Source organism: Flavobacterium psychraerolatum (genome assembly GCF_025960985.1).
Classification (GTDB): domain Bacteria; phylum Bacteroidota; class Bacteroidia; order Flavobacteriales; family Flavobacteriaceae; genus Flavobacterium.
The window spans coordinates 1-17,142 of sequence record NZ_JAOQMX010000047.1 but is presented as its reverse complement, the minus strand read 5'-3'; the positions used below and the strand labels follow the sequence as shown (position 1 = coordinate 17,142).

Annotated in this window: 16 protein-coding genes and 1 pseudogene; 12 read left to right on the top strand and 5 right to left on the bottom strand. The window is 35.5% G+C overall.

Features of this window, described 5'->3' with window-relative positions:
• Positions 1-57 precede the first annotated feature (57 nt).
• Positions 58-720, bottom strand: a complete 663-nt coding sequence (locus tag M2326_RS14875; RefSeq protein WP_264620333.1) for a TrmH family RNA methyltransferase — start codon at positions 718-720, stop codon at positions 58-60.
• A gap of 208 nt (positions 721-928) precedes the next feature.
• Here M2326_RS14875 and M2326_RS14870 point away from each other — a divergent pair, with 208 nt between their 5' ends.
• The 5 genes from M2326_RS14870 (at position 929) to M2326_RS14850 (ending at position 8,404) form a co-directional block, all read left to right on the top strand.
• The gene (locus tag M2326_RS14870) at positions 929-1,621 is read left to right on the top strand and encodes an SIR2 family NAD-dependent protein deacylase (RefSeq protein ID WP_264620343.1); all 693 of its coding nucleotides are present in this window, start codon (positions 929-931) and stop codon (positions 1,619-1,621) included.
• Between the two features lie 141 nt (positions 1,622-1,762).
• Positions 1,763-2,401: a hypothetical protein gene (locus tag M2326_RS14865; protein ID WP_264620332.1), complete on the top strand. Its 639-nt coding sequence runs from the start codon at positions 1,763-1,765 to the stop codon at positions 2,399-2,401.
• 258 nt (positions 2,402-2,659) lie between these two features.
• Positions 2,660-4,006, top strand: a complete 1,347-nt coding sequence (gene purB, locus M2326_RS14860) for an adenylosuccinate lyase (protein WP_108740673.1) — start codon at positions 2,660-2,662, stop codon at positions 4,004-4,006.
• 160 nt (positions 4,007-4,166) lie between these two features.
• Entirely contained in the window at positions 4,167-6,416 is a 2,250-nt protein-coding gene (locus M2326_RS14855) for a cation:proton antiporter (protein ID WP_264620331.1), read from the top strand.
• Between the two features lie 125 nt (positions 6,417-6,541).
• Positions 6,542-8,404, top strand: a complete 1,863-nt coding sequence (locus M2326_RS14850) for a CocE/NonD family hydrolase (protein WP_264620330.1) — start codon at positions 6,542-6,544, stop codon at positions 8,402-8,404.
• Positions 8,405-8,481: 77 nt separating this feature from the next.
• Here the strand turns inward: M2326_RS14850 and guaB are convergent, their stop codons facing one another.
• Positions 8,482-9,954 carry an IMP dehydrogenase gene (gene guaB, locus M2326_RS14845; RefSeq protein ID WP_264620329.1) on the bottom strand — a complete coding sequence of 491 codons (1,473 nt, stop codon included), beginning with the start codon at positions 9,952-9,954 and terminating at the stop codon, positions 8,482-8,484.
• A gap of 276 nt (positions 9,955-10,230) precedes the next feature.
• Here guaB and M2326_RS14840 point away from each other — a divergent pair, with 276 nt between their 5' ends.
• The 7 genes from M2326_RS14840 to M2326_RS14810 all read left to right on the top strand — a co-directional run bounded on the left by M2326_RS14840 (position 10,231) and on the right by M2326_RS14810 (position 15,965).
• Positions 10,231-11,349, top strand: a complete 1,119-nt coding sequence (locus tag M2326_RS14840) for an NAD(P)/FAD-dependent oxidoreductase (protein ID WP_264620328.1) — start codon at positions 10,231-10,233, stop codon at positions 11,347-11,349.
• On the top strand, positions 11,350-12,060 hold the full coding sequence (locus M2326_RS14835) for a methyltransferase domain-containing protein (protein WP_264620327.1): 711 nt from the start codon (positions 11,350-11,352) through the stop codon (positions 12,058-12,060).
• Positions 12,057-13,109 (top strand): type III polyketide synthase, encoded by a 1,053-nt coding sequence (locus tag M2326_RS14830; RefSeq protein WP_264620326.1) that lies wholly within the window; start codon positions 12,057-12,059, stop codon positions 13,107-13,109. Before M2326_RS14835 ends, M2326_RS14830 begins: the two co-directional genes overlap by 4 nt.
• 44 nt (positions 13,110-13,153) lie before the next feature.
• Positions 13,154-13,576 carry a 3-hydroxyacyl-ACP dehydratase FabZ family protein gene (locus tag M2326_RS14825; protein WP_264620342.1) on the top strand — a complete coding sequence of 141 codons (423 nt, stop codon included), beginning with the start codon at positions 13,154-13,156 and terminating at the stop codon, positions 13,574-13,576.
• 347 nt (positions 13,577-13,923) lie between these two features.
• Positions 13,924-15,198: a beta-ketoacyl-[acyl-carrier-protein] synthase family protein gene (locus tag M2326_RS14820; protein WP_264620325.1), complete on the top strand. Its 1,275-nt coding sequence runs from the start codon at positions 13,924-13,926 to the stop codon at positions 15,196-15,198.
• Between the two features lie 21 nt (positions 15,199-15,219).
• Positions 15,220-15,474, top strand: coding sequence for an acyl carrier protein (locus M2326_RS14815; protein WP_264620324.1), 255 nt, complete (start codon positions 15,220-15,222; stop codon positions 15,472-15,474).
• Complete coding sequence (locus M2326_RS14810) at positions 15,471-15,965, top strand: 4'-phosphopantetheinyl transferase family protein (protein ID WP_264620323.1); 495 nt, start codon at positions 15,471-15,473, stop codon at positions 15,963-15,965. The genes M2326_RS14815 and M2326_RS14810 overlap by 4 nt, the downstream gene beginning before the upstream one ends.
• Here the strand turns inward: M2326_RS14810 and M2326_RS14805 are convergent.
• The 3 genes and pseudogenes from M2326_RS14805 to M2326_RS17635 form a co-directional block, all read right to left on the bottom strand.
• Positions 15,962-16,426, bottom strand: a complete 465-nt coding sequence (locus M2326_RS14805; RefSeq protein WP_264620322.1) for a VOC family protein — start codon at positions 16,424-16,426, stop codon at positions 15,962-15,964. The genes M2326_RS14810 and M2326_RS14805 overlap by 4 nt on opposite strands.
• A gap of 127 nt (positions 16,427-16,553) precedes the next feature.
• On the bottom strand, positions 16,554-16,925 hold the full coding sequence (locus M2326_RS14800) for a hypothetical protein (protein ID WP_264620321.1): 372 nt from the start codon (positions 16,923-16,925) through the stop codon (positions 16,554-16,556).
• A 125-nt stretch (positions 16,926-17,050) separates the two neighbouring features.
• Positions 17,051-17,142 (bottom strand): annotated as a pseudogene (locus tag M2326_RS17635) (IS200/IS605 family transposase); the annotation flags it as partial.

The window sequence follows — 17,142 nt, the reverse complement described above, 5'->3', positions numbered from 1 at the left end:
GGATTTCCGCTTCTATCCCTCACGCAAAATAGCATTTCAGATCACGAACAGGATTCTCTAGGATGGATTTTCCTCCAAATATCTCGCTTCTATTCTCTTGATGTCTTTGATGGAACTTTTGGCCCAAGCCAATCTTTTGACCAACATTTCTTCTTCAGACAAATGCCAATCAATATCCGACTGACGCAATCTATTGGTCAAATTTTGAATGATAATGGCTGCTGAAACCGAGATATTCAAACTCTCGGTAAAACCGACCATCGGGATTTTTAAGAAACCATCAGCGCGCTGCATGATTTCCTCAGATAATCCGTCGCGTTCGGTTCCGAAAAATAAGGCACTTGGTTTGGTAATATCAAAATCCTCTAGCAAACAATCGTTATCATGAGGTGTGGTAGCAATAATTTGATAGCCTTTACTTTTTACTGCATCCAGACAACTTGTTACCGAATCGAATGTGTTAATATCAACCCACTTTTGCGCACCCATTGCGATTTCTTTATCAATACTTTTTCCGTAACGTTCCTCGATTACGTTGAGTTCTTGAATTCCAAAAACCTCGCAACTACGCATCACGGCACTTGTATTGTGCATCTGAAAAATATCTTCTACAGCAATCGTAAAATGATTGGTTCTATTTTCTAAAACTTTCAAAAAGCGCTCTTTGCGATTGTCGGTCAAAATGTTTTCAAGAAATTCTAGATACTTTAAATCAATCATATTTATTTTATTTGCTGCAAAAATAGTAAAAAAGACTAGCTTTATGCCTAGTAAAAAAAATTGAGTGCTTCCTGCTCTTGACTAGAAGTCTACTCTAAAAATGATAATCGGGATTGCGTGCGGGATAGAGACGGCATCCTTTTTGGGCTTTTTTTTGCCCAAAAAGATACAGTCGAAAGCCCGGATATCACGCCCAAATAAATTGAACATGAAAAAGAAATTAGTAATCCTTTCGGGTGCGGGAATGAGTGCAGAGAGCGGAATCAAAACCTTTCGTGATAGCGATGGCCTGTGGGAAGGTCATAATGTGATGGATGTGGCTACGCCTGAAGGTTGGCACAGGAATACCGAATTGGTTCTGGATTTTTATAACCAAAGGCGCAGACAGTTGTTTGAGGTGCTACCAAATTCGGGTCACTTAACGTTAGCCGAGATGGAAGATGATTTTGAGATCAACATTGTGACTCAAAATGTAGATGATTTGCATGAAAGAGCGGGTAGTACCAACGTATTGCACCTGCATGGCGAATTGATCAAGGTGCGCAGTATTGCTGACCAAACTGCAATTCAAGACTGGACTGGCGATTTGATTATTGGCGATTTGGATGCAAAAGGAAACCAATTGCGCCCTCATATTGTGTGGTTCGGTGAGGAGGTACCTGCGCTAGAACAAGCGATTGATCTTGTGGAGCAAGCCGATTATGTGGTGGTTATAGGTACATCGATGCAGGTATATCCAGCAGCAGGATTGATTGATTTTGCAAAAAAAGACTGCCTACTCTTCTATATCGATCCAAAGCCAGCTTCTATTCCGAATTTGAGAAACAAATTAGAATTGATTACGATGAGTGCTTCCGAGGGTGTCCAATTTTTAAAAGAAAGACTGAAAGCAATTTCATGATTTTTACTATTCAAAAACATTATAATTAACAACCGTTAACATTCTTTTTTATAAGATTTAACAACGTATTATTAATATACATCAGGATAGTTCTAACAATTTATACCTAATTTTACGAAAAACAATATAATATACACAGCAATGAAAAATTTAAAACTTATCGCAGTTGGAATGATCTTGATCACGGCCATAGGATGCAAGGATGCTAAAAAAACAGAAGAAAAAGCAACCGATGAAGTGACGGCAACTACAGGAACATTTACAGTTATTAATGATTCGACCAAAGTTGGCTTTACAGCATACAAAACAACTGATAAGGTTGCTGTTGGAGGACAATTTAAAACGATCACCTTAACCGAGACGAAGGAAGGAAAAACGGCATTTGAAGCATTGAACGGAACCAAATTCAGTATTCCTGTGAGTAGTTTGTTTACCAATGATGCGTCAGGTACAAGAGATCCAAAGATCTTAAAGTTCTTTTTTGGAATGATGAAAGACACTGATATGATAACAGGCGAATTTAAAGTAGCCGCAGACAATACATGTTCAATTGACGTAACCTTGAACGGAAAAACAGCTAATATTCCATTGAAAGATACTATGAATAGCGATACTAATTATGCCTTTGACGGTGTGATGAACCTAGAAAACTGGGATGCTTTGGGCGCTATAGCTTCAATTAATAAAGCGTGTGAAGCCTTGCATACTGGAAAAGATGGGGTAAGCAAAACATGGAGTGAGGTAGCCGTTCATGCCGACATACAGCTTGCTAAAAACTAAGCAGCACATTTTTTTACCGCTGACTACATAAAGAATTAGGACTCTGAATTAATTATAATTCAGAGTCCTAATTTTTTGTCTAAAATAAAAGCAGCACCATAGTAGAATGACCTGCGAACTGTAATGATTAATGAAACAATCGACTATTTGTCCCAAAATGCCTTTTTAATTTGGTTATTGTTTCAAAAAACTTCTATTTTCTAACTTTTAACTTCTAACTTCTCAGTATATTTGTGCTTTTCAAAAAAACACTCAAAAATGACGACTTTAAACGAATTGAATGCTATTTCGCCGATTGACGGAAGATATAGAAGTAAGACTCAAAATTTGGCTCCCTTTTTCTCTGAGGAGGCCTTAATAAGATACCGTGTTTTAATCGAAATCGAATATTTTATTGCATTGTGCGAGCAGCCTTTACCACAATTAACAGGCGTAAATGCTAATTTGTTTGATAGTTTGCGTGACATTTATAAAAATTTCACCACTGCAGATGCACAATGGATTAAGGATACTGAAAAAGTGACCAACCATGATGTAAAAGCAGTAGAATATTTTATTAAAGATAAATTTGAGAAATTAGGATTATCAGAATACAAAGAGTTCATCCACTTTGGATTAACTTCTCAAGATATTAACAATACGGCCATTCCGTTATCGACCAAAGAGGCTTTCGAACAAGTTTATTTGCCTTCGTTAATTGGATTAGTAGCCAAATTGAAAGAATTAAGCATGGAATGGGCAAACATTCCGTTACTAGCACGTACACACGGACAACCAGCTTCGCCTACTCGCTTGGGTAAAGAGATTGCCGTTTTTGTTGAGCGCCTAGAAGAGCAAATGCGTTTGTTGTTTAATGTTCCGTTTGCAGCCAAATTTGGTGGAGCAACAGGTAACTACAATGCACACCATGTAGCGTATCCACAAATTGACTGGAAACAATTTGGAAACAAATTTGTAGAACAAACTCTTGGTTTGCACCACTCGTTTCCAACGACGCAAATTGAGCATTATGACCATTTTGCAGCGTTTTTTGATGCTTTAAAAAGAATCAACAATATCGTTATTGACTTGGATCGTGACATTTGGACGTATGTTTCAATGGAATATTTCAAACAAAAAATTAAAGCGGGTGAAATTGGATCATCAGCAATGCCACATAAAGTAAACCCGATAGATTTTGAAAACTCTGAAGGAAACTTAGGAATAGCAAATGCAATTTTCGAACACCTTTCGGCAAAATTACCAATCTCTCGTTTACAGCGTGACTTAACAGACAGTACAGTTTTGAGAAACATTGGCGTTCCTATGGGACATACCATTATTTCATTTGAAGCAACATTGAAAGGTTTGAACAAATTGTTACTGAACGAATCAAAATTCCATGAAGATTTAGAAAAAAACTGGGCCGTTGTTGCTGAAGCGATTCAGACCATATTACGCCGTGAGGCATACCCAAATCCGTATGAGGCTTTGAAAGGGTTAACAAGAACCAACGAAGCAATTACAAAAGCTTCTATCCATGAGTTCATTGGTACCTTGGAAGTTTCGGACGCAATAAAAGCCGAATTACTACAAATTACACCAAGTAACTTTTTAGGAATATAGTATAAAAATGATTTCAATTTTTAAAAGCTATCTTAACCGATAGCTTTTTTTATGAATTCACCATAAATCACTCCATCTTGAGAGATAGATTGCACAAAACCAATGCTTTTGGTATATTTATCGAAATTTTTCAGGAGCATTTTAATATAAAAAAACCTTTATGAGCGCCGCAGCAACCGTAGTAGAAACAACAAGCCATTTAAAACCCTTGATTAGCGACTTGGGATTGATCCTGATGACGGCGGGGATTGCTGTTTTAATATTTAAAAAACTCAAGCAACCTCTAGTTTTAGGATATTTAATCGCAGGATTTTTGGCTGGAAATCATTTTGATTTTTTCCCTTCTGTGAAAGACATTAAGAGCGTTGAAGTTTGGGCAGATATAGGTGTTATCATCTTATTATTCAGTTTGGGTCTCGAATTTAGTTTTAAAAAATTGATGAAAGTCGGTGGTACTGCCTCCATTACTGCCGTCACGCAAATTATAACCATGGTGCTTTTTGGTTTTATGGCCGGGAAATGGATGGGTTGGAAATTAATGGATAGTATTTTTCTAGGGGTTATTCTCTCCATTTCTTCAACCACAATTATTTTAAAAACCTTTGATGAGCTGGGAGTTAAAGCACAAAAATTTGCTGGGATAGTAATTGGTTCGCTCATTGTACAAGATATTATTGCCATTTTGATGATGGTTTTACTATCTACTGTTGCTGCAACTCAGAATTTTTCTGGAAGTGAATTAATATTTTCAGTTCTAAAACTAGTTTTCTTCTTGACTGCATGGTTTGTTGCGGGAATATTTTTCATCCCTACCTTGCTCAAAAAAGCAAAACATTTACTGACAGATGAAATGCTATTAATCATCTCATTAGCATTGTGCTTGATGATGGTAATCCTAGCGGCCGATGTTGGCTTCTCGCCTGCCCTTGGTGCCTTTATCATGGGTTCAATTATCGCAGAAACAACGCAAGCCGAGCATATCGAACATTTGATTAAGCCTGTTAAAGATTTATTTGGTGCAGTATTTTTTGTATCGGTTGGTATGTTGATAGACCCCACTACTTTATACGAATATGCAGGTCCAGTTTTAATCCTAACCTTCATTACCATTTTTGGACAATCCATCAGTTCTACAATTGGAGCATTGATTTCGGGACAACCCTTAAAACAATCAGTACAAACCGGAATGAGTTTGGCACAAATTGGAGAATTCTCTTTTATTATTGCCACACTAGGAATGACTATGCATGTAACCAGTTCATTTTTATATCCAATTGTGGTAGCTGTATCGGCAATAACCACTTTCACAACACCTTTTATGGTTAAAGCCGCGGTTCCTTTTTCAGAATTTCTAGAGAAAAAATTACCCCGTAGAATTACAAAAAAAATAAACCGATACAGTACCAATGCTCAAGCCATTCGTGCTGTAAGTACTTGGCAGGTTGTAATTAGAACACACCTAATTCATATCGTCGTACATACCATCATTATCACTTCAATCATTCTACTTTGCTCTAAGTTTGTAATACCATTGGTTGAACATTCTAAATTTGGTAATGCAATTGCAGCCTTAATTACCATGGTCATTATTTCGCCTTTTTTATATGCGCTTTCTTTACGAAAAATTGCTGTAAAAGAAGTAGCTTCGTTATTTAAAGAACGAAAATACAAAGGACCAATCTTGATGCTTTTATTCTTGCGTATGGGGCTGGCTGTATTCTATATTGGTTTTTTGTTGAACATCTTTTTCTCTCCAATAATTGCTTTTATAGCACTGGTTACGGCTTTGATTACTTACTTTTTATTTCCCAAAAAACTGCATGCCCAATACCATAAAATTGAAGGTCATTTTCTAAAAAACCTAAACGATAGAAATGAGGGTGACGGTGGAAAAATAAACCGTCAGCATGCTAACTTAACTCCTTGGGATGGTCACATGACGAGTTTTACCATCGCAAAAGAATCTAATCTTGCAGGCAAAACATTGAGAGAAATCAAAATGAGAGAACTATTAGGTGTCAATATTGCGTATATAAACCGTGGAGAGATTACCATCCAAGTACCCAATAAAATGGAGCGTTTGTTTCCTGGTGACCAAATTGGAGTAATCGGAACAGATGAACAAGTTAAAGTTTTTGCTGAATACTTGCGTCAAAATGAAATCGAGATACCAGAAAAAACAAATAATGAAGTGGTACTGCGCCAAATCGAACTCGATAATGAGGAGTTTATCGGAAAAGCGATTGGTCGCTCCAAACTGCGTGAACTTACTCAAGGACTAATTGTTGGTATCGAACGAAATGGAGTTCGTATGCTAAATCCAGAATCAAATATTATCATGGAACGTGATGACATTGTTTGGATTGTGGGTAATAAAAAACTATTGGACAAAATGTTTGTGGATAGGTAATCTAGAAGGACTTGGCAACAACGTATTACACATAAATATCAAATCACAAACTGTAATTCAGTACCTACTGAAAGTAGTGAAGAATAGCGTCAAAAGAAATCAATTTAATTAAAAAATAATAAACCATGAAAAAAATAAGCACTTTCATGTTGCTTTTTGTTTCAATTATTAATTTCGCTCAAGAACAAAAAGCACCAACAATTCCCTCCATAGAAGACAATTACACCAAAAAAGAAATCTATATCTCCATGCGAGATGGTGTAAAACTATTTACCTCAATTTACACACCGAAAGATATTTCGAAGAATAAAAAATATCCTATAGTAATGATGCGAACTTGTTATAGTATTGCGCCTTATGGTGAAGACAAATTTTCTACACGTGTCGGTCCTAATCCATTCATGCTAAAAGATGGTTACATTTTTGTACAACAAGATGTACGAGGAAGATATAAGAGCGAAGGCATGTTTACCAACATGACACCTCAGGTAGAACACAAATCAAAAAAAGACGTGGATGAAAGCACCGATACCTACGACACGGTAGACTGGTTAGTAAAGAACATTGCAAACAATAACGGAAAAGTAGGTCAATACGGAACTTCATATCCAGGTTTCTATACAGCTGTCGGTATTCTATCCCATCATCCAGCCTTGGTCGCCTCATCTCCACAAGCACCCATATCAAATTTTTGGAATGATGATTTCTTGCATAATGGTAGGTTTGTTCTGGGTTACTTCCGTACATTACCTGTCTTTGGAGTTCAAAAGACGAGTAATACTCCTATTTCTTGGTACACAAATTCTATGATCAAAAAATACTCCGAAGATGGTTTAAAATTCTATACCGACATGGGAACCCTAAAAGAAGGTGTAGACCGCTTTTACAAAAATAATTTCTTCATGCAAGAAATTATGGATCACCCAAATTATGATGCCTTTTGGCAAAAAAGAAACCTATTACCACATTTAAAAAATGTAAAGCAAGCCGTTTTGGTTGTAGGAGGTTGGTTTGATGCAGAAGATCTATCTGGTCCTTTGAACATTTACAAAACAATTGAAAAAACATCTCCAAAAGCAAAAAACACTCTTGTAATGGGGCCCTTTTCACATGGAGCATGGGGAAGAGAAACTGGAAAGACCTATCATAATGATATATATTTTGGAGACAGTATTGCTACGTACTACCAAAAAAATATAGAAACTAAATTCTTCAGTCATTATCTAAAAGGCAATACGAAAAAAGATGCGGGCATTCCAGAAGCTATGATGTTTGATACAGGTTCAAAAAAATGGAGAGAATTCTCTAAATATCCACCAGAAAACAGTCAGAAAATTTCTTTTTATTTAGCGAATGGTACACTTGAAAAAGCGGCTTCACAAAATTTTACCGAATATTACAGCGATCCAAACAAACCTGTAATTAGTTCTGAGAACTTAAAAGATTTTAATGGTTTTACGCCTCGAAATTATATGAGCGAAGACCAACGTTTTGCCACCACTCGACCAGATGTTGCTACATTTACAACAGAAGCTTTAACTGATGACTTGACTTTTGGAGGCGAATTACTGGCCAAATTAACTGTTTCTTCGACAAGTACAGATGCCGATTTTATTGTTAAACTGATTGATATTTATCCTGAAGATGAGCTAGCAAATCCAGAAAAACCGACTGTAATTTACAGCAATTACCATCAAATGGTTCGTAGCGAAATCATGCCTGCACGTTTTAGAAATTCGATTGAAAAACCTGAAGCATTGGTTCCAAATGAAAAAACAACCGTTAGCATTAAACTGCAAGACGTCATGCATACCTTTAAAAAAGGACATAAAATCCAGGTACAAATTGAAAGTTCATGGTTTCCTTTATTTGCTGTTAATCCACAAAAATTCATACCCAACGTCAATCTAGCTACAAAAGAAGATTATACTAAAGCCTTTATTAAAATTTATGGTGACAGTACATTGGAAGCCGATATTCTTCACTAATTTACTGCATATTTCTTCATAAAAAAAGCGGTCTAATTTGTATTAGACCGCTTTTATATTTTAAACAAAACTATAAATTATCTTGAATAATTTGGAGCTTCTTTGGTAATTGTAACATTATGTGGATGACTCTCATTAATACCACTTGCAGTAATACGAACAAAACGTCCTGTTTCCTGTAACGTAGGAATATCTTTTGAACCACAGTATCCCATTCCCGCACGTAGACCGCCAATGAACTGTAACATACTTTCATTTAGCTCTCCTTTATAAGGTACACGACCTACAATTCCTTCTGGTACTAATTTTTTTACATCATCTTCAACATCTTGAAAGTAACGGTCTTTTGAACCTGTTTCCATTGCTTCCACAGATCCCATACCTCGGTATGATTTAAATTTTCTTCCTTCAAAAATAATTGTTTCTCCTGGTGACTCTTTGGTACCTGCTAGTAATGACCCCAACATCACACAGTCAGCACCTGCAGCCAAGGCTTTAGGAATATCTCCTGTATAACGAATTCCTCCATCAGCAATAACCGGAACACCTGTTCCTTTTAATGCAGCTGCTACTTCTAGCACAGCTGAAAATTGAGGAAAACCAACACCTGCAACAATACGAGTAGTACAGATTGAACCAGGTCCAATTCCTACTTTCACACCATCAGCGCCATGTTCCACCAAAAATTTAGCTGCTTCTGGAGTAGCAATATTTCCAACTATTACATCAATTTGAGGGAATTTAGTTTTTACTTCTTTCAAAGTGTTTACTACTCCTTGTGTATGTCCGTGAGCAGTGTCAATGATGATAGCATCTACACCTGCATTAACTAATGCTTCTGCTCTATCAACTGCATCTCCTGTCACTCCAATTGCAGCTGCAACGCGCAAACGTCCATAAACATCTTTGTTTGCAATTGGTTTTTGAGTTAATTTGGTGATATCTCTAAAGGTGATTAGACCTACTAGTTTATTGTCTTTACTTACAACTGGTAATTTTTCAATTTTGTGTCCTTGCAAGACCACTTCAGCTTGTTCTAGTGACGTTCCTTCGGCAACCGTAATTAAGTTCTCACTGGTCATTACCTCAATGATTGGTCTTGCATTGTTTTTCTCAAAACGCAAATCGCGGTTAGTAACGATTCCTTTCAAAGTTTGGTTTTCGTCCACAATTGGAATCCCACCAATACCATATTCTTTCATAGCTGCTTTAGCATCAGCTACAAGCGATGTCATTGGTAATGTAACTGGATCGATAATCATTCCTGACTCAGCACGCTTTACTTTACGTACTTTGGCAGCTTGTTGCTCGATCGTCATGTTTTTATGTAAAACTCCTATTCCACCTTCTTGAGCCATAGCGATTGCCATTGCACTTTCGGTAACGGTATCCATTGCAGCAGATACAATTGGAACGTTTAGGGTAATGTTTCGGGAAAATTTTGATTGAATACTCACTTCTCTTGGAAGCACATTGGAGTAATTTGGAACTAATAATACATCATCGTAAGTTAAGCCTTCTCCGATAATCTTGGTGTTGTGTGCTATCATGGTGCAATTTCTAGTTGAATTGCGTGCAAATATAGTCAATTTATTTAAAATAATATTGATTTTTTAAAAACGATTTGTTATGTAAATGTTTACTTACATCCTTAAAACCATATAAATATAACATTTTACCATGTTAAAATTGAATTTTTACTTCTATTTTCTTACTTAAATTAATATCCTCTTCTACTAAATTTTATTAATTTAGAAAACTTTATTAAATGATGAACGAACAATTCTAATTGCATTTATTATCTTTCCTTACTATTATGTATCAAAATGAATAATAAAACAGAAATAACAATCATTGGTGCTGGATTAGCAGGCTTGACGGCAGCAATTCATTTATTGAAACAAGGTTTTTCTGTCACCATTATTGAGAAAAACAGTTTTCCAAAACATAAGGTTTGCGGTGAATTTATTTCGAATGAAATATGGGATTATTGGCTTACTTTAGGGTTAAACATCACATCGTTACAACCAACAAAAATTGACAAAACCCTACTTTCTACCACTGACGGAAAAAGTATTGAATCAAGCTTACTTCTTGGCGGTTTTGGTATAAGTCGTTATAAATTAGACTATTATTTATATCAAAAAACATTAGAATTAGGAGGCAATATCATTAAAGCCAATGTTAACAAAGTGACATTTTCGAACGATATTTTCACCCTTAGGACAGAGGAAAACCGACTGTATTTATCAAAAATTGTATTGGGTAGTTTCGGAAAACGTTCCAACTTAGACCTAAAAATGCATCGTGAATTTATTCAAAAAAAATCCCCCTGGTTGGCGGTAAAAGCACACTATGATTTGGAATTGCCAGATGATATTGTGATGTTGCATAATTTTGACGGAGGCTATTGTGGCGTTTCAAAAATTGAAAATAACAAGGTAAATATTTGCTACCTTGTACAGTATTCGTCTTTCAAAAAATATAAAGATATAATAGATTTTCAAAAAAAAGTGATGATGAAAAACCCCCACTTAAATTCTGTCTTTAAAGAAGGAAAAATGCTCTTTGAAAAACCTTTGACTATTAGTCAAATTTCATTTGAGGACAAACCAAAAATTGAAAATCATATGATTATGATTGGAGACGCGGCCGGAATGATTCATCCACTTTGTGGAAACGGAATGGCAATAGCAGTTCACAGTGCCAAAATCGCGAGTGAGTTAGCAACCAAATATCTACATAATAAGATAACCCGAACACAGTTTGAAAATCAATATGTTGCTACATGGAACAAAACCTTTAAAAGTAGAATACAATTCGGCAGCATTTTATCAAAAATATTATTGAATAATTCTTTATCGAAATTAGTAATGAAAAGCTTAATTTTCTTTCCTTTTCTACTACCTTTTATCATAAAAAAAACCCACGGAAAACCAGTATAAATGCTACTAAACACCACCTATAGAACTACAGAAGAAGAAATCATGGATGATTTTTCTCTAGAAGGAGAAGAATTAAGGGATGCCTTGGATAAAATAGCAGCTATCAATCAGTTTTTGGGTGGTAATCAGTTAACTTTACAAGGAGTCAAGCAATTAATTGGTTCTAAAACTCAAAAATTAACAATTGTAGATGTAGGTTGCGGAAACGGAGATATGCTGCGTGCTTTGGCTCATTTTGGCTCGAAAAATAAGTTGGAATTCAACTTAATTGGTATTGATGCTAATGCTTTCACCGTGAATCATGCTATCGCACTATCAAAAGAGTATTCAAATATAAGCTACCAATGCATTGATATTTTTGAGGAAGAATTCAAAGCATTACAGTATGATTTGCTTTTATGCACCTTGACGCTACATCATTTCAAGAATGATCAAATTAATTATTTATTACAATTATTTTCAAGCAAAGCTGCGGTCGGAATTGTGATTAATGATTTACATCGTACTAGTGTTGCCTACCGCCTATTTCAACTAGTCTGCTTTGTCTTTGGATTAAACAATATGTCGAGAGAAGATGGATTAGTCTCCATTTTACGAGGCTTCAAAAAGGAAGAGCTAGTTGCATTTTCTAAAAAAAACAAGTTAAAAAACTATACAATCCATTGGAAGTGGGCTTTCAGATATCAATGGATTATTAAAACTGAAATATGAGCGTAAAAATTATAAATGTTGCCACACAATTACCCAATTATTCTAGAGAAACAGCAGACATTCTACCTTTCTTAGATGTATGGTTAGCCAACCAAGAAGAACGTTTTCAACGAAAAGTAAAAAAAATATTTGAAGGAGCAAATGTCGACAAACGTTATTCGATCATGGATCCAGCAGAAGTTTTTTCGTTACATTCTTTTGAAGAGCGAAATACCATTTACGCTCGTGAAATGATTGTTTTGGGCGAAAAAGTATTAAAAAAATCTTTAGACAAAGCCAATTGGAAACCTGATACCCTCGATTTTATTATCACTGTTAGTTGTACCGGAATTATGATTCCTTCACTAGATGCATATTTAATTAATAAATTAGGTTTAAGGCAAGATATCGTTCGTTTACCTGTTACCGAAATGGGATGTGTTGGCGGCGTTTCTGGCATTATTTATGCCAAAAATTTCTTGAAAGCAAATCCTAATAAACGAGCGGCTGTCATTACTGTCGAAAGCCCTACAGCCACTTTTCAGCTAGATGATTATTCGATGGCCAATATTGTAAGTGCAGCCATTTTTGGTGATGGTGCCGCTTGTGTATTGTTATCCTCATACGAGGATGAAAATGGTCCAACCGTGGTAGACGAATCAATGTATCACTTTTATGACAATGAAGAAATGATGGGGTTTGAATTGACAAATAAAGGATTAAAAATGATTTTGGATGTGGCCGTCCCAGATACTATCGAAATACATTTTCCCGCCATTATCCATCCTTTTTTGGAGAGAAATCAACTTGAAATTGGGGATATTGATCACCTCGTTTTTCATCCGGGAGGAAAAAAAATAGTTACCTTAGTGGAAGGTCTATTTTCTGAACTAGGAAAAAATATCGATGATACCAAAGAAGTATTACGCCTATACGGAAACATGTCGAGTTCGACGGTCCTCTATGTTTTGGAACGCATTATGGAGAAAAAACCCAAAACCGGTGAAAAAGGAGTCATGCTCAGTTTTGGTCCAGGCTTTACTGCACAACGTGTGTTATTAGAATGGTAAAGCCCTCCTAAATCCTCCCAAAAAAAGGACTTTAAATAAAAATGATGAACAAACAATATATACTATCAAAATTACCTTATAATAAACCTTTTTTGTTTGTAGATACTATTATTTCTGTAAACGACAGCGGAATTGAAGGCAGTTTTACTTTCGACGAAAATTTGGATTTTTATAAAGGCCATTTCAAAGATAATCCAGTTACACCGGGAGTTATTTTGATCGAAACTATGGCACAAATTGGATTGGTTTGTTTGGGAATATACCTCAACGAAGAGAATACGATTACCAATATTGCCTTTACCTCATCTGAAGTTGAATTTTTGAAACCTGTTTATCCAAATGAAAAGGTGACGGTCATTTCCGAGAAAATATATTTCCGTTTTGGGAAACTAAAATGCAAAGTAAAAATGTTTAATGAAGCTAAAGAAGTCGTTTGTATGGGAACGCTGTCGGGGATTATCGTTTGATATTTTTTTTTAAACTATATAAGACATATAAGCTTTTAGTTTTTACTCTCTGACCAAGTTTAAGATAAATCTTAATTTAAGACTATATAAGTCGTTCGAATATTTAAATGTAGTTATTCATATCATGGAAAATCATCATATTTTCATAAAAATAGTTCTGTCAGCCTGAGCGAAGTAGAAGGAACACAAGTAATACGCTTCGACTTCGCTCAGCGAGACAAAACAAAGCATTAAATCATTTTCAATACTTATGAGGTATCACTAAATAGTGAAAATGTATTACATCAAAAAAATTATATTCTAACTGAAATTGACTTGACTGTTAGTTATCGAAAATAATATTAAAATTGAAAAAAAGAGTTGTTATTACGGGTTTAGGAATCGTTGCTCCCAATGGAGTTGGACTTAATGCGTTTACTAATTCGATAAAAAATGGGGTTTCGGGAATCGAGCACGATGCGGAATTAGAGCGATTGCAGTTTTCCTGCCAAATATCGGGGACTCCTATTATTTCAGAGGAATTAAAGCGACAGTACTTTTCAGAATTAGAGCTGAGGAATTTCAACTCAACTGGTATTCTTTACGGTGTGATTGCAGGTCTTGATGCTTGGAAAGATGCGGGATTAAACATAGATAATAATGAAAATCCAGATTGGGATTCGGGAACTATTTTTGGAACTGGAACAAGCGGAATAGAAAAATTTAGAGAATCGATTTATAAAATTGATGATTTACAGACAAGACGTTTGGGGAGTACAGCCGTGGCACAAACGATGAATAGTGGTATTTCGGCCTATCTTGGTGGGAAATTGGGATTAGGAAACCAAGTTACGACTAACTCGTCTGCCTGTACGACAGGAACCGAAAGCATTATGATGGGTTTTGAACGCATTCAACAAGGTAAAGCCAAGCGTATGCTTGTAGGTAGCACAAGCGATTCTGGACCTTATATTTGGGGTGGATTTGATGCTATGAAAGTCTGTACCTTCAAGCACAATCAGTCTCCCGAAAAAGGATCTCGTCCCATGAGTGCCTCCGCCTCTGGTTTTGTCCCTAGTAGTGGCGCAGGAGCATTGGTTATTGAAGAGTTGGAATCTGCTTTGGCCCGTGGCGCTCGCATCTATGCTGAAATCCTAGGTGGCAACATCAACTCTGGAGGACAAAGAGGCGAAGGTACGATGACAGCACCGAATTCAGTTGCAGTTCAAAAATGTATTGCGGATGCACTAGCAGATGCAAATGTGAACGCAAATGAGGTGGATTACATCAACGGTCACTTGACTGCAACATCAAAAGATGCCCTAGAAATTAAGAATTGGAGCAAAGCATTGAATAGAAAAGGAAGTGATTTCCCATACATAAATTCTTTAAAATCAATGGTAGGTCACTGCTTGTCTGCAGCAGGAAGTGTAGAAAGTGTTGCAACCATTTTGCAGTTGTACAATGGTTTTATTTTTCCGAATGGTAATTGTGAAGATCTAAATCCTGAAATTAATGCTTGCATAGCCATCGAGAAAATACCACAAAAAAGAGTCGAAAAAGAACTAAATATTGTTATCAAGGCTAGTTTTGGTTTTGGAGATGTGAATGGATGCCTTGTTTTCAAGAAGTATAAAAAATAATAGCTAAATAAAATTATAAAAATGAATAGAGAAGAAATTATTGAAAAATTAAAACCTATTGTAAAGCCCTTCGTGAATGATGAAGAAGCATTTACCAACCTAACAGATAAAACCAATTTTATTACTGATTTGAATATTAATTCGGCTAACTTGGTGGATATTATTTTGGATGTAGAAGATATTTTTAACATTGTAATCGACAATGAATCAATGGAAAAGATGACCGATATTGAAAATACTATTGCCATTATCCAAACTAAACAAGCCGAAAAATGATTGGTAACGATGTTGTAGATCTAATTTTGGCCAAAACAGAAAGCAATTGGAAACGAAAAGGCTATCTCGATAAACTGTTCACGACATTGGAGCAAAATTGGATTCATACAGCTCCAGACCCAGACGAAATGGTGTGGATACTGTGGAGTATTAAAGAAAGTGTATACAAAGCTTATCAACGAATACACTACCAACAGGGCTTTTACCCTATTAAAATAAAAGTTAGTTCGCTGGTTTTGGAACATGGAGAATACCAATCTGTAATCAAATTATTCAATCTCTCCTTTTATGGTAGGAGTTTCATTAACGAAAAAATCATACATACGGTAGCGGTCCAAGATAAAAATGATTTCGAAAAAATAATTATTTTAGACCGCATTTCATATCTCAAAAATGAGAATAGATTGCCTATCGAGGCGTCTTCTGGAAAACCTATTTCTGTAAGTCATCATGGACGTGCAAAAGTTATAGTTAGTTTTAGATTGGATTAATTTTCTGAAAACATTTTCTCCATTCTTTTTTGCATTTCTTCTGGACTAACTTCCTCGATATGAGTTGCGATCATCCATTTGTATCCAAAAGGGTCTAAAACTTGCCCCGTACGATCCCCATAAAATTCATCTTTGATAGGCATAACTTCTTTCGCTCCTGCGTCAATGGCTTGTTGGAATACTTTGTCAGCATCTTTGACATAAATACTTAAAGCAACTGAACTTCCTCCTAATGTTGTTGGACTTAAAGCTCCCCAATCTTCATTTTCGTCGGAGAGCATTAATAACGAACCTTCTATTTCGATTTCGGCATGTGCTATAGAACCATCAGGCATGAGCAGTCGGAATCTTTCTATTGCACCAAAGGCTTTTTTATAATAATCTATAGCCGCACTACAACCTTTTAATATTATGTAAGCATTCAAAGTATGGGCTCCTGGATAAATGTGTTTTGGCTTCATAATGTTGGTTTTTAATATCTTATACTACTAATTTCAACTTATAAATATACAAAATTTGCTTATACCTTTAATTACCTACTGTTTTTAATTGCTCTATTGCATAAAATGTTTGGAGATTAAAAAAGATTTAGTTGTTGATTTTACTTTTGATGAATTTCAAATAATCTTCATAATCCTCTGCCATCCATTTCTTTTTATTTTCTAATGCTATTACTTTTTCCTCAGGATATAAGGCGGCAAGTCGATCGGAATAAATTGAGATTTGTATTGTGTAGTTATAGAACTCCTCCTTGGTTAGGATTTTATCAATATTATTTTTCTTTTTGAAAAATTCAAAAAATAAGGTATCAAATTGTTTTTTGGAGAAGTTCATCACTTTCTTTTTGTTGGCGGCATAAATTTTTTCTTTTAGCGGTTTGTCTTTGTCGCTAGGTGGAATCTCTTGCGCTACTAAGTGAGTAACGAAAAACACCATAAAGAGTAGTATGTATTTTTTCATGCTTGTTTTGTACTTAGGTCTAGTTTATAATTTACAAATTTACTAGAATAAAAGGATTTTATAACTAAACCACTATGGACTTAAAGTCCATAGATTTGGTTGTCAGACTTAAAGTCTGCATCTTGCTAGTCTTCAATTATGAAGTTATCATTATTACTTTCATTCGGGCTTCGATGATGTTCCAAATATTGATTTACCATTTCATCTGTAATATTAC